Source organism: Rathayibacter sp. AY1F2 (assembly GCF_002930885.1).
GTDB lineage: Bacteria > Actinomycetota > Actinomycetes > Actinomycetales > Microbacteriaceae > Rathayibacter.
Genome location: NZ_PSVG01000001.1, coordinates 144,909 through 158,679 on the forward strand (window position 1 = coordinate 144,909; position 13,771 = coordinate 158,679).

The following is a 13,771-nucleotide window of genomic DNA, read 5'->3' on the forward strand; positions in this document are numbered from 1 at the left end:
AAGTGGCGAATCGACGGGGTGCCGCTGGTCAGCGACGGCCCTTGACGATCTTCTCCTGGCCGACCTCGTCGGCCGCGATGGCCTGGTGCTCCTCGCGCCCGACCGAGGCGAGCGGCTTGCCCTCACCGGTCTGGAACTCCAGCTTGAAGCCGTCGACGGCACGGTTGAGCTCGGCGACGGTGTCGTCGGAGAGCACGTTGGTGTCGCGGAGGGTGTTCAGCACCTGGGTGTTGCGGCCCAGGTAGTCCAGGAGCTCGCGCTCGAAGCGCAGCACGTCGGGGACCGGGACCTCGTCGAGCTTGCCGTTCGTTCCGGCCCAGATCGAGACGACCTGCTCCTCGACGGGGTACGGCGAGTACTGCGGCTGCTTGAGCAGCTCGGTCAGGCGGGCGCCGCGGGCGAGCTGACGGCGCGAGGCGGCGTCGAGGTCGGAGGCGAACATCGCGAAGGCCTCGAGCGAGCGGTACTGCGCCAGCTCGAGCTTCAGCGTGCCGGAGACCTTCTTGATCGACTTGACCTGCGCGTCGCCGCCGACCCGCGAGACCGAGATGCCCACGTCGACCGCGGGACGCTGGTTGGCGTTGAAGAGGTCGGACTGGAGGAAGATCTGGCCGTCGGTGATCGAGATCACGTTGGTCGGGATGTAGGCCGAGACGTCGTTGGCCTTGGTCTCGATGATCGGGAGACCGGTCATCGAGCCGGCGCCGAGCTCGTCGGACAGCTTCGCGCAGCGCTCCAGCAGACGGGAGTGCAGGTAGAAGACGTCACCCGGGTACGCCTCGCGTCCCGGCGGGCGGCGCAGGAGGAGCGACACGGCGCGGTAGGCCTCGGCCTGCTTCGACAGGTCGTCGAAGATGATCAGGACGTGCTTGCCGCCGTACATCCAGTGCTGGCCGATGGCCGAGCCGGTGTAGGGGGCGAGGTACTTGAAGCCGGCGGGGTCGGAGGCCGGGGACGCGACGATGGTCGTGTACTCCATCGCTCCGGCGTCCTCGAGCGCGCCCTTCACCGAGGCGATGGTCGAGCCCTTCTGGCCGATCGCGACGTAGATGCAGCGGACCTGCTTGTTCGTGTCGCCCGACTCCCAGTTGGCCTTCTGGTTGATGATCGTGTCGATCGCGATGGCCGTCTTGCCGGTCTGGCGGTCCCCGATGATGAGCTGGCGCTGGCCGCGGCCGACCGGGATCATCGCGTCGATGGCCTTGATGCCGGTCTGCAGCGGCTCGTGGACCGACTTGCGCGACATGACGCCGGGAGCCTGGAGCTCGAGGGCGCGGCGGCCCTCGGAGGCGATCTCGCCGAGTCCGTCGATCGGGTTGCCGAGCGGGTCGACGACGCGCCCGAGGTAGCCGTCGCCGACGGGGACCGAGAGGACCTCGCCGGTGCGGGTGACCTCCATGCCCTCCTCGATGCCGGAGAACTCGCCGAGGACGACGACGCCGATCTCGTTCTCGTCGAGGTTCTGGGCCAGGCCCAGGACGCCGTTGGAGAAGCGGATGAGCTCGTTGGCCATGACGCCGGGGAGGCCCTCGACGTGGGCGATGCCGTCGGCGGCGTCGATGACGTAGCCGACCTCGGTGGTGGAGGCCTTGCCCGGCTCGTACGACGAGACGAAGTCCTTCAGCGCGTCGCGGATCTCATCCGGGCTGATGGTGATATCTGCCATGGGAATTCCTATTCGTTGGGTCCGTGCGAGCCGAAGAGGTCGTCGGGGCCTGACCTGGATGGTGCGGGGGTCGAGGGCAGTGCCCTCTGAGGATACGTGCGCCCGTCAGGACGCGAGCTGGAGCTTCAGGTCGGACAGCCGTGCGGAGACGGTTCCGTCGATGACCTCGTCGCCGACGTGCAGGCGCATCCCGCCCAGGAGGGAGGGATCGACCACGACGTTGACGGAGACCGGTCGGCTGTACTGGCGCGTGAGCGCCGAGCGGAGCCGGTCGAGCTGCTCGGGGGCGATCGGTGCGGCGACCGAGACCGTGGCGAGGATGAACCCTCCCTGGTCGGCGACCACGCTTGCTGCGAAGCGGACGAGCTCCGGGATGCGGCGACCGCGCGGGTGCGCGATCAGCTGCCGGAGGATCGCCAGCGTCTCGGCCGCGGCCTTGCCCTCGAGGAGGCGCTGCACGAGCGCGACCTTCGAGTCGGCGGCGGCGAGCTTGCTGCCGAGCGCGAGCTCGAGCTGGGCGTCGGAGGCGACGACCTCGCCGAAGGAGTGGAGCTCCTTCTCGAGGTTGACCCCCTCCGGAGCGGAGGACGCGATCGCGCGGACCCCGACCTCCTCGACCCCGGCGACCATGTCGCTCGGGCTCGACCAGCGGTGGCCGACGATCACGGTGAGCAGGCGCTTGGCCGGCTCGCCGAAGGGACCGAACACGCGGGCGACGAGAGCCTGCTTGCTGCTCGAGTCGGCGCTCGGGTCGGCGAGGGCCGCGCGCAGCTGCGCCTGGCCGTCGATGACCCGTGCGGCCTCGAAGAGCTGCTGGGCCGTGTCGAGGGACGCCTGACCGGCGAGGGCGGAGAGCTCCGCCTTCGCCGATGCGAGTGCCTGCCTGGACGCGCTGCCCATCAGTTGTTCGCCTTCTCCGAGGCCTCGAGGTCGGCGAGGAAGCGGTCCACGATCGCGGACGCCTTCGCGTCGTCGTTGAGGCTCTCGCCGATCACGCCGGAGGCGAGGTCGATGGCGAGGGTTCCGACTTCGGAGCGGAGCGAGACCACGGCGGCCTGACGGTCCGCCTCGATCTGGGCGTGCGCGTTGTGGAGGATGCGCTCGGCCTCGACCTGCGCCTGCTCCTTCTTCGCCGCCACGATCGCGTTGCCGTCGGCGTTCGCCTTCTCACGGATCACTCCGGCCTCGGCGCGGGCCTCGGCCAGCTGGGCGGTGTACTTCTCGAGGGCGGCCTCGGCCTGTCGCTGGGCCTCGTCGGCCTTCGCGATGTTCCCCTCGATCGCGGCGGAGCGCGCGTCGAGCATCTTCTGCAGGCGCGGCAGGACCAGCCTCCAGAAGAAGAACAGCAGGATGAGGAAGATCACCCCCGACCAGAAGAAGTCGTAGAACTCCGGGATCAGAATGACCGCGGGGACGTCACCTTCTTCCGCAGCGATGTTCACAGCGGTGCTGAACACGACTACGCCGCGAAGATGAAGTAGGTGGCGAGGCCGATGAGCGCGAGCACCTCGGTGAACGCGATGCCGAGGAACATCGTGGTCTGGAGGCGGCCGGCCATCTCGGGCTGGCGCGCCATGGCCTCGACGGTCTTGCCCGCGACGATGCCGACACCGATGCCGGGGCCGATCGCTGCGAGGCCGTAACCGACCGTCGCGATGTTGCCGGTGAGTTCGGCGAGAACGGTGACTGAGTCCACGAGTGGGTCCTTTCAGTGGGGTGATCGTGAGAACGGGCGGGAGCCCGTGAGTAGTGGGGTCAGTGCTCCTCGGCGACGGCCAACTGGATGTAGACCGCAGCGAGGAGGGTGAAGATGTAGGCCTGCAGCACGGCGACGAGGAGCTCGAAGAGCGTGAACGCACCGCCGAAGGCGAAGGTCACGACGCCGAAGAGCTTGAAGCCCGGGTCGATCTGGGAGCTGAAGAGGAAGAACTGCGTGGCCGAGAAGCACAGCACCAGCAGGAGGTGGCCGACGATCATGTTCATCACGAGCCGCAGTGCGAGCGAGAGCGGACGGATGATGAACGTCTGCAGCAGCTCGATCGGCGTGAGGATGAAGTAGATCAGGAACGGCGCTCCGGGCGGGAACAGGGCGTTCTTGAAGAAGCCCATCCCCCGGTCCTTGATGCCCGCGTAGATGAACGTCACGTAGGCGACCAGGCCGAGGAAGAGCGGCATGCCCACCACGGAGGTCCCCGCGATGTTCAGGAACGGGACGATGCCGGTCAGGTTCATCGAGATGATCGCGAAGAAGATCGTCACGAGGATCGGGAGGAACCGGCGCGCGTCCTTCTCGCCGAGGATGTCCTTGGCGATGGTGACGCGGACGAAGTCGAACGCGAGCTCGACGACGTTCTGGAAGCGGCCGGGGACGAGGCGCAGCTTGCGCGTCCCGAGCCAGAAGAACAGCATCAGTGCGATGACCGCGATGAAGCGGACCAGCATGACGCGGTTGATCTCGAAAGGGGTTCCCTCGAAGAGGAAACCGGGCGGGAAGAACTCGGAGATCGACGGGGTGTGGAAGTCACTCTCACCGGTCGAGGACGAGACCAACAGGGTCACAGCGTTAGCAAACAGCGCTAGCTCCTGGAATTCGGGGCGTGGCACGTTGCAGCCGACCGAATCGAATCATTCGGACGCAACGCTCTCGCGACGACGAAAGGTGGGGTTTTCCGCTCGGACGGCGATCGTGCTCGACGACCGCCATCAACGATGAGACGATCTGAGGACACGTTCGCCTGCGGGATTCGTCCCTACTGTAGCAACAGAACGGCCTGAGAGCCGAATCGTGGTCCTCTCAGGAACCGTTCGGCTCGTCCTCATCGGGCGATGTCGCTGACGTTCGGCATGCGCGAGCGCGAGACGACCAGGACGTCGATCACCAGGGACCCCAGGACGGCGACGATGATCGTGACGAACATCGCGGTGCTGTTCAGCCACGGCTGATCGCGCAGGACCAGGGCGGCGATCACGAACAGCACGAACTTGGCGAGCCACGTGCCGAGGACGACGGCGAAGAACCCGCCGATGTCGAGGCGGTTGGCGACGAGGATGCTCGCGGCGGTGAGGAGCACCATCACGCCGCCGACGATCGCGCCGAGGAGGGCTCCGATCGCGCCCTCTCCCCCGGCGGCGATCCCGCCGACGACGGTGCCGAGAACGGCCAGGGCGAGCACGAAGAGGCCGCCCACGACCAGCGCGCGGCGCAGGACGGGGACGGACGCGGGCTGCGGACGGGGGGTGGCCGGGGAGGCTCCGGTCATGATGCTTCCTTCCGCGCCGTGGTCGGCGCTGTCGTGTCCCGGTCGATCGGGAGTCCGGCCGGCGGACGGAGCAGCTCCGTCGAGGACGCGCGGTCGAGGGGGTCGAGGACGGGTGAGGCCTCCGCGGACTGCGCCGCCGCCTCGAGCCGCTTGCGGCGGCTGAGCGGGGCGAGCGTGACGACGGTGCAGACCAGCAGACCGACTCCGAGGAAGACGAGCGGGACCCACAGCACGTCGACCACGAACATCAGCAGGCAGCTGACGGCGACGACGGCGGTCCACGCGTAGAAGATCAGCACGGCGTGCAGGTGGGAGTGCCCCATGTCGAGCAGGCGGTGGTGCAGGTGCTTCCGGTCGGCGCTGAACGGCGACTTTCCCGCGCGCAGGCGCCTGATCACAGCGAGGCCGAAGTCCATCAGCGGCACCACGAGTATCGCGAACGGCAGGATGATCGGGATGAACGCGGGCAGGAGCTCCTTCGCCGCGAGCTGGGCCGGGTCGATCTGGCCGGTGACCGCGATCGCGGAGGTGGCCATCAGCATCCCGATCAGCAGTGCGCCGCTGTCGCCCATGAACATCCGCGCCGGACGCCAGTTGATGGGGAGGAATCCGGCGCAGGCGCCGACGAGCAGGACCGCGATGAGCGAGGCCAGGTTGAAGTAGTCGGTGGGCGAGGTCTGCTGCACCAGCAGGTAGCTGTAGAGGAAGAAGACCCCGTTGGCGATCAGGGCGACGCCCGCCACGAGGCCGTCGAGGCCGTCGATGAAGTTGAGAGCGTTGGTGACCAGGACGATCGCGAGCACGGTGATGATCAGCGACATCCACGGCGAGCCGACGGTCAGGCCGCCGATCGGCAGGGAGACGATCTGCACGCCCTTCCAGGCGATCAGGCCGGCGGCGATCAGCTGACCGGCCAGCTTCGTGGTCCAGTCCAGGTCCCAGATGTCGTCGGCGACGCCGATGAGGACGATGAGCAGGCTCGCGCCGAGGATCGCGAGGATCGGCTCGGGATTGGCGAACACCAGCCGGAAGTAGGGCAGCTGGGAGGCGATGCCGAAGCCGACGAGGATCCCGAGGAACATCGCGATGCCGCCCAGGCGGGGGGTCGGCCGCGTGTGCATGTCCCTGACGCGGATCTTCGGGTAGAGCCGGTACTTCAGGCTCAGCTTCCAGATGACCCACGACAGCGCTCCGGTCACGAGCGCGACCGCGAGCGAGACGAGGGCGAAGGTGATCACCGGTTACTCACCCGGAGCGGAGTCGGTGCGGGCGGCGCCGGTGCCGGTGTTGGGCGTCGGCGCGTTCGTGCTCGACGAGCCCGTGTCCGGCGCATCGGCGGAATCGACGGGCGCGGAGTCGCCGGGCGCGGAGTCGTCCTGCAGGCGGGCGCCGGAGGCCCAGTCGGGGCGCGCGGTCGGGGTCCGCTCGAAGGCGTACGGGTCGCTGCCGGTCGCGGTCTCGGCGGGCTCCTGCTGGTACCCGGCCTGCGCCGCGCCGGCCGTGGAGGCGTCGGGCTCCGACGTCTCGGCACGAGGCGCGTCCGGATCCGGCAGCAGGTCTCCGACGACCTCGCGGATCCGCTCGGCCGACACGACGCCCTGGCGCAGGATGCGCAGGGTGCCGCCCTCGAAGCTCAGCGCTGTCGCGTCGACGATCGTCGAGGACTCGCTGGCGCCCGCGGGGCGGTCGCTGTAGCGCGATCCGGCGGCGCCGGCGTCGAGATAGACGTCGACGGAGTCGCCGAGCTGGTCGAACGCCTCCTGTGCGGTCGTGGCCGAGGGCTGCCCCGTGCGATTGGCGGAGGAGACCGCCAGCGGGCCGGTCTCGGCGAGGAGCTCGATCGTCACCGGGTTGTCCGGCATGCGCAGCGCCACGGTCCCGCGCGTCTCGCCCAGGTCCCAGACCAGTGAAGGCTGGGCGTGCAGGACGATGGTGAGCCCGCCGGGCCAGAACTCGCGCGCGAGGTCGCGCACCGCCTCCGGCACGTTCTCGGCGAGGGCGTCGAGGGCGGCCACGTCCCCGATCAGGACGGGCGGCGGCGACTGCCTCGTCCGTCCCTTCGCGTCGAGCAGGCGCTGGACCGCGGCGGCGTCGAACGCGTTGGCCGCGACGCCGTAGACGGTGTCGGTGGGGATCACCACGAGCTCGCCGCGGCCGATGGCCGTCCGCGCGAGACGGGTGCCGGTCAGGAGGTCCGTGTCGACGGAGCAGTCGTAGATGCGTGCCATAACGGGTCGATGATACCGGCGCGGTCCGTGTCCGGACCGGCTGCGGCGCGGCGGTCGCGTCAGCGCCGCCCGAGGCCGGGGCTCGGCGGCCGTCGCAGCGGCGCCCGACCCGCGCCGGCCGAGGCCGCCGGAGCGCTTCCATGAGGCACTCGGCCCGGCGTGGCGGGCGCCTCCGCCGACAGGACGCCCACGAGCGCCACGGAGACGGCGAGCGTCGCGAGCGAGTGCTGATCGCCGAACCAGGTGGTGTTGTCGGCCATCCCGTGCAGGAACGTCCAGAGGACGGCGACGGCGAGCGCCCCGACGGCGACGGCCTCGTTCCGGGCGACCCGGAGGAGCAGGCGCACGACGGCGATGGTGGCGAGGAGGAGGAACGCGATGACGGGGAGCGCGATCAGGAGCCCGCCGTTGGTCCACGCGGTGACGAGGAGGTTGTGAGGCGGGCGCGGCTCGCTGTGCTGGGTGAACTGCGACCCGCGCGCCAGCCACAGCTCCTGCCATCCGCCGTACCCCAGCCCCAGCAGCCAGTTGTCGGGGAACGCGCTCGCAGCCAGGCGCAGGAAGTCGCCGCGGGCCCCGAGCGTGAGCACGCCCGCCTCCGCCAGCTGCGGGAAGGACACGGCGACGGCGTACACGGCCGTGATCCCGGAGGGGATGGTGATCATCCAGGCGACCGGACCGAGGCTGCGTCCCTTGAGTCCGCGGATCGCGGCGACCAGCAGGGGCAGGACGATCGCGAGGACGATCGCGGTCTTGGACAGCGTGAAGAGGGCGCCGACCAGCCCGGCGACGGCGACGAGCAGGAGGAGACTCCCCCGCTGCCGTCTCCAGACGGCGAAGGCCAGCGCGCCGGTCGTGGCCATGTACATCGAGGCGATGTTGCCGTTGAGGAAGAACCCTCCCGACTTCTCCTGCAGGACGTTGTTGAAGGACGTCGTGAAGATGTCCCGCACGTAGATGTCGGAGAACAGCACCGCTTCCGGCCACCGGAGGTAGGCGGTCTCCTGCACGGGATCGAGCTGGAAGAGGATCGTGAGCGTCACCTGGAGGAGGAACACGGGCGCCGCCCAGTTGAGGGCGCGGCCGACGACACGCCAGGCGCCGTCGCCGAGCCCGCGGACGGCCAGGTACGGAGTGAGGAAGGAGACGACGGAGACCACGTCGCGCAGCGCGGCCGCGCGTGCTCCGGAGTAGGTGAGCGCGAAGAGGGTGCCGGCGATCACGAGGAGGACCACGACCACGAACCGGTCGATCCGCCCGCCGCGCAGCCGCGCCACGGAGTACGGGAGGAAGAGCAGGCTCCAGGCGACCGGAGCGGTGACGGGGCCCAGGGTGTAGAGCTGCACGACGCTCAGCGCCAGGAGCACCGCGAGGAAGACGAGGACGATCCGCTCGTGCCGCCGCTGAGCGGGATCCGCCGGCGCGCGCGACGGCCGCCCGCGGGTCTCCGGAGCGTCGGTGACGCGGGTCGCGGCGATGACGGAGGGACGAGAGGCGGTCGGGCGGCGGAGGAGGGCGTCGTCGGCGTGGCGGCCCATGTCAGAGCCGTTCCGCGGAGGTGCTGGTGGCGGCCTCCGTCTGGCGGAGCGGAGGAGCGGCGCGCCGATTCCGGGACGACGGGCCGACCTCTCGCGGCGGGAGGGTCGTCCGCGGGCGCCGGTCCGGGGCGGGAGGCGGATCGAGCAGCACGGGAGAGGCGGTGGCGTCGGCGGACGCGGGCGGGAGAGGGGATGCAGGTGGCATGTCGCGCCGACACTAATCGCGCGGCACGAGCCTCGACGGGCTTGGCGCGGAACGTCGATCCGCGTGCGCGCGGCGGCCCCGCGCCTCAGCCACGGGGGTCTGCCAGCAGCTCGTCCGCGCGGCGGGCGATGCCCGGCCAGCCGAAGTCCGCCGCTCGGCGCCGCGACGCCGCAGCCACCTCCGCGCGTCGCCGGGGATCGCGCAGCGAGGCGATGAGGGCGGGGAGCTCCGCGAGGACGGCGTCCGCGACCTCCTCCTCCGTGCCCGGCGGGACGAGGACGGATCCGTCGACCACTCCGTCGGAGGTGCGCAGGATCTCGGGGAGGCCTCCGCGCTCGACCGTCACGACGGGGATCCCCCGCGAGAGCGCCTCCACCACCACCATCCCGAACGGCTCGTCCCAGCGGCAGGGGTAGAGCAGGAGCGCCGAGGAGCCGAACAGCTCCAGCAGGTCCTCGTGCCGGAGGAACGGGAGCCGGCGCACGACGCCGGGCAGGGCGGCGACAGCCTCGTCGAGCGCTCGGACGTACGGGGTGGGCGTCGCGTCGTCCCCGAGGCCCGATGCGCCGGCGATGACCAGCCGCAGATCGGCGCCGTGCTCGGTCCGCATCCGCCTCACGATCTCGACGGCCTCGCGGGCTCCCTTCTCGGCCACCAGCCTCCCGGCGAAGACCGCCTCCGCAGTACCGCCGAGCGGCGCCGGCGGGACCTCGGGCGGAGGGACGACCCCGTTGTACAGGACGGCTGTGGCGATCAGGCCGTACCGGTCGACCGCCCGGGCGCGCAGGAACTCGCTGCAGAAGATCCACTCGTCGACCGCGTCGAGGTAGCGCCGGGCGGCGGCGGGATCGGGTGGCAGGTGATCGAGCAGGTCGTTGTGCAGGTGTGCGACGATCCGCCCCCGGTAGCCCAGGCGGCGCAGGCGCACGGCGTAGCGGGGGCGGTTGTGGATCCAGACCGTCGGGACACGGCGCAGCGACGGAGCGAGCACCAGCAGCCAGAAGCGCCCGCCGAAGGACAGCCGGCGCAGCTCGGCGCCCGGGTCGCTGTCGCGCCGATGCGCCAGGAGGAGTGCCGCGCGCCGCTGAACCGCGTAGATCCGCCGGTACAGACGATGGGGCCTGACGTCCACGCCCGGTGACGCCGACGACCACGGCGCGTGCACGGCGATCCGGAGCGAGGACCGGGACACCGTCTCGCGGACCCAGGTCGCCACGGCTCCCCCGCTGCCGTCGAAGCGCTCCTCGGCGGCGAGCACCACGGCGACCTCGACCGGGGCGGCGGAGCCGAGCCGGAGCCGGGCGGGCAGTCGCGACAGGACGAGCGATCGCGCCTCGGCGATGTCGCGCCCCGGCGCCAGGAGGGCGGTCGCTCCCAGCACGAGGCCCGCGAGCGCCAGCTCCACCGGGAGCAGCCGCAGGGGCGCGCCCTCGGGGAGCAGGCGGAGCAGGAGCAGCACGATCGCCATCGGTGCGGCGAGCAGCGGCCCCGCGGCGCACGCGCGCAGGAACGCGCCGAGGCGCACTCCGAGCACCACCCGCAGCACGGCGCAGGTGACGGCGAAGCCGAGAGCGCTCGAGAGCAGCAGCCCGCCGATCAAGCCGTCGAGTCCGAACAGCATTCCCCCGCCGACGATCATCGGGACCGTGATCGCGGTCTTCACGATGTTCACGACCAGCCCGAACCGCACCCGGTCCATCGCCATCAGGATGAAGCCGACCGGATTGCCGATCGCCCGCACCGCGCCCACCACCGTCAGCGCGCTCGTCATGCCCGCGATCCAGCCCCAGCCGGGTCCGTAGAACAGTCGCACGATCTCCTCGGAGCGCAGCGCCACCAGCATCAGCGGCGGGATGCTCGCCATGCTGAGCACCGCGGTGACGCGGAGGTGGTTCCGCGCGACGCGCTCACGGTCGTGCTGGATCGAGGAGAACACCGGGAACATCACCCGCGTCACGATCGGGTTGACCCTCGCGGGGAGGTTCACGGCGAGGTTGTATCCCAGGGTGTACCCGCCCAGCTGGGCCGGTCCGAGCAGGCGGCCGATCGCGAGCGAGCCGGCGTTCGAGCCCAGGTAGTTGACGATGCCGTCGAGGGTCTGGAAGACGCCGAAGGAGAGGAAGCGGGCGGTCTCGCGGATCCGGAACCGGAATCGCAGTCGGAACCAGCGCCGAGCCTGCACGAGGGCGAGCACGGAGCGCAGAGCCGCGGTCGCGACGAGCCCCCACGCGTAGGAGAGCGCCCCTGCTCCAGAGACCGCGAGGCAGACCGTCACGGCGAAGCCGCCGACGAGAGCGATCGTCTCGGACACGGCGACCGCTCGGAACCGGATCCCCTTCTCGAGCACCGCTCTCGGCACCTGCCCGGCTGCGCTGCCCACGAACACGAGCGAGGCGACGGTGAGGACCGGCGCCGCGGCGGCGGACCCGAGCAGGGAGGCGATCGGTGCGGCGCCCAGGAGGACGGCGACGGTGACCAGGAGCCCGACGGAGAGGTTGAGCCAGAAGACCGACGAGAGCTCGAAGCTGGTCGCCCGCCGGCGCTGGATGATCGCCTGGGCGACCCCCATTCCGAGGAAGATGTCGACGAACGCGTTGAGCAGGGCGACGATCGCGATGATCCCCATCTCGGAGGGGTCCAGCAGTCTCGCCAGGAGCGCGAACTGCCCGAGCTGCACGACGAGCGCGACGGCGAACGAGACCGCCGTCCAGGCGGTCGCGTCGACGGTGCTCCGGCGCAGGCTCACCTCTCCCGCCCGGCGGAGGCCGGACGGAGGTCCGGTCGCGGATCGTCGGCGCGGTGCTCGGCGCGGCTCATCCGCGATCTCCGTCCGTCGTCGTCGGCATCGATCGGCCGGCCGCCCGGTCGTAGAGGTCCTCGAGGTCGCGGATCCGCTCGGCGAGGTCGAACGAGGCGAGCACGCGCTCCCGCCCCTCCGCGCCCATCCGCTCCGCGCGGTCCGGGTCCCGGAGCAGGGCGGCGAGCGCCCCGGTCAGGCCGGGCACGTCCCCCTCCGGGACGAGCAGCCCGGTGACGCCGTCCTGGACCGCCTCCGGGACGCCGCCGTGGCGGTACGAGACGACAGGGACGCCTGCGAGCGCGGCCTCGAGGAAGACCATGCCGAAGCCCTCGGAGTCGCCTGTCGCCGCGGTCCGCGACGGTGCGCAGAAGACCGCGGCGCCGGCGAGGATGCGGGCGACCTCGGCGGGGGGCAGGGAGCCGGTGAAGGTCACCTGCAGGCCCAGCCGCGCCGCCTGCTCGACGAGCGCCTCCCGCAGGTGGCCGTCGCCGACGACGGTCAGGGGGACGTCGCGGATCGGTCCGGGGAGGGCGGCGACCGCCTCGAGCAGATCCGGAACGCCCTTCTTGTCGGTGAGGCGTCCGACGAAGACGATTCCCGCGCGCTCCGCAGCCGGTGCGGCCTCGGGGCGGGAGGTCGGGACGCCGATGTAGCCCACTCCGGTGCGCCGCGGGTCCGCCCCCAGGCGCAGGAGCCCGTCGGTGATGAAGCGGGAGACCCCGATCACCGCGAGCGCGGTGCGGAAGACGGCGCGGGCCTCGAGGGCGCGGTGAGCTCGGGCGAGGGGGCGGAGCAGGCGCGGAGCTCCGGTCGCGAGCGGCCAGCTGGTCACGTCGTAGCCGTGCCCCGTCACGACGAGCGGGAGGCGCCTCCTCCGTGCGTACCGCGCGATGAAGACGGCGTCGATGAGGAAGTGCGCGTGGATGAGGGCGGGCCGGTGCTCATCGACGATCGCGTCGAGCCGTCGTGACACTCCGAACCACCGCAGGAGGAGGGACCGCCGCCCGCGAGGGGTGATCGGATCGTGCAGGACGATGTCCGTGCGGTCGTGGAGGACGCCCGAGCCGGTGCGCTCGAGGCCCACTCCGAGGGCGCGCCAGCGCTCGAGTCCGTGCATCTGATTGCGGACGAACGTCTCGGAGTCCTGCAGCCACGCGCGCTTCCAGACCAGGACCAGCGGCCTCTCGGCGGCGGCGGCGACTCCCGCGTGCTCAGCGGACGGCACGGCGCACCCGGTAGCGGAGGGCCGCGACCACGCTCGGCAGCACCCGCACGGCGTCGCCCAGATAGCGCCGCCAGAGCCTGCCGGGCTCCCGGCTGAGCCGGTGCGCCCACTCGAGGCCGAGGCGCTGCACCACGAGCGGCGCCCGCGGGATCTCGCCGGCGAGGAAGTCCACGGCGGCGCCGACGCCGAGGCACACCGCTCCCGTGCCGCCGACGGCGAGCAGGCGCTCGCGGACCTCCTCCTGCTTCGGGGAGCCGAGGCAGAGCGCGACGATGCGGACGTCGGCCGCGCGCAGGGTCGAGGAGAGGCGGGCGAGGTAGGCGTCGTCCGCGAGCTCGGCCGGCTCCGGCGAGACGACGACCGGCACCTGCAGCCCGGCGAAGCGCTGCTGCAGCTCGGCGGCTGCGCGATCGCCGACTCCGGGGCGTCCGCCGATGAGAGCGATCGGCGCGCCCTCGAGCGCCGCGCGACGGCAGACCTCGGTGAAGAGGTCGATGCCTGTCACGCGGCTCGCCGTGCGGTGACCGTACGAGCGGGCCAGCCAGACCAGAGGCGCCCCGTCGAGCACCACGAGGGACGCCCGGCCGTAGTACCGCCGGAACTCGCCGGAGTGCTTCCAGCGCACGAAGTGGTCGGTGTTCGGCGTGACGACCAGCTCGTCGCGGCCGCTCCGGGACAGCTCGAGCACGGCCTCCGCCGCCTCGTCGAGCGTGGTGATGCTGGCCGGCATCCGCTCGATGCGGCCGGTGATGTAGGAGGTCATGCCGGTGCTCCTCGGGGGTCGGTGCGGGAGGGAGGGAACGGAGCTGGTGTGCGGAAGGGGCCGGTCGCGGCCGCCTGCACGGGGAC

Annotated in this window: 12 protein-coding genes; all 12 read right to left on the reverse strand. The window is 71.3% G+C overall.

Going from position 1 to position 13,771, the window contains the following annotated elements; genetic code table 11:
* Positions 1–28: 28 nt before the first annotated feature.
* Complete coding sequence (atpA, locus tag C5C54_RS00655; RefSeq protein WP_104223023.1) at positions 29–1,666, reverse strand: F0F1 ATP synthase subunit alpha; 1,638 nt, start codon at positions 1,664–1,666, stop codon at positions 29–31.
* A gap of 105 nt (positions 1,667–1,771) precedes the next feature.
* The gene (locus C5C54_RS00660) at positions 1,772–2,566 is read right to left on the reverse strand and encodes a F0F1 ATP synthase subunit delta (protein ID WP_104225578.1); all 795 of its coding nucleotides are present in this window, start codon (positions 2,564–2,566) and stop codon (positions 1,772–1,774) included.
* The gene (locus C5C54_RS00665) at positions 2,566–3,123 is read right to left on the reverse strand and encodes a F0F1 ATP synthase subunit B (protein WP_244229449.1); all 558 of its coding nucleotides are present in this window, start codon (positions 3,121–3,123) and stop codon (positions 2,566–2,568) included. The genes C5C54_RS00660 and C5C54_RS00665 overlap by 1 nt, the downstream gene beginning before the upstream one ends.
* 2 nt (positions 3,124–3,125) lie before the next feature.
* Complete coding sequence (locus C5C54_RS00670; RefSeq protein ID WP_055794702.1) at positions 3,126–3,362, reverse strand: ATP synthase F0 subunit C; 237 nt, start codon at positions 3,360–3,362, stop codon at positions 3,126–3,128.
* 59 nt (positions 3,363–3,421) lie between these two features.
* Positions 3,422–4,225: a F0F1 ATP synthase subunit A gene (gene atpB, locus C5C54_RS00675; protein ID WP_068254016.1), complete on the reverse strand. Its 804-nt coding sequence runs from the start codon at positions 4,223–4,225 to the stop codon at positions 3,422–3,424.
* Between the two features lie 257 nt (positions 4,226–4,482).
* Positions 4,483–4,926, reverse strand: coding sequence for a hypothetical protein (locus tag C5C54_RS00680; protein ID WP_104223021.1), 444 nt, complete (start codon positions 4,924–4,926; stop codon positions 4,483–4,485).
* The gene (locus C5C54_RS00685) at positions 4,923–6,164 is read right to left on the reverse strand and encodes an MraY family glycosyltransferase (RefSeq protein ID WP_181065442.1); all 1,242 of its coding nucleotides are present in this window, start codon (positions 6,162–6,164) and stop codon (positions 4,923–4,925) included. The genes C5C54_RS00680 and C5C54_RS00685 overlap by 4 nt, the downstream gene beginning before the upstream one ends.
* Positions 6,165–6,167: 3 nt before the next feature.
* Complete coding sequence (locus tag C5C54_RS00690; RefSeq protein ID WP_104260103.1) at positions 6,168–7,154, reverse strand: L-threonylcarbamoyladenylate synthase; 987 nt, start codon at positions 7,152–7,154, stop codon at positions 6,168–6,170.
* Between the two features lie 59 nt (positions 7,155–7,213).
* A complete protein-coding gene (locus tag C5C54_RS00695; RefSeq protein ID WP_104246586.1) occupies positions 7,214–8,692 on the reverse strand; it encodes an O-antigen ligase in 1,479 nt (492 codons plus the stop codon).
* A gap of 290 nt (positions 8,693–8,982) precedes the next feature.
* Positions 8,983–11,643 (reverse strand): MOP flippase family protein, encoded by a 2,661-nt coding sequence (locus C5C54_RS00700; RefSeq protein WP_104287589.1) that lies wholly within the window; start codon positions 11,641–11,643, stop codon positions 8,983–8,985.
* Positions 11,644–11,710: 67 nt separating this feature from the next.
* On the reverse strand, positions 11,711–12,922 hold the full coding sequence (locus C5C54_RS00705) for a glycosyltransferase (RefSeq protein WP_104287590.1): 1,212 nt from the start codon (positions 12,920–12,922) through the stop codon (positions 11,711–11,713).
* Positions 12,909–13,685 (reverse strand): WecB/TagA/CpsF family glycosyltransferase, encoded by a 777-nt coding sequence (locus C5C54_RS00710; RefSeq protein ID WP_104272658.1) that lies wholly within the window; start codon positions 13,683–13,685, stop codon positions 12,909–12,911. Before C5C54_RS00710 ends, C5C54_RS00705 begins: the two co-directional genes overlap by 14 nt.
* Positions 13,686–13,771 lie beyond the last annotated feature (86 nt).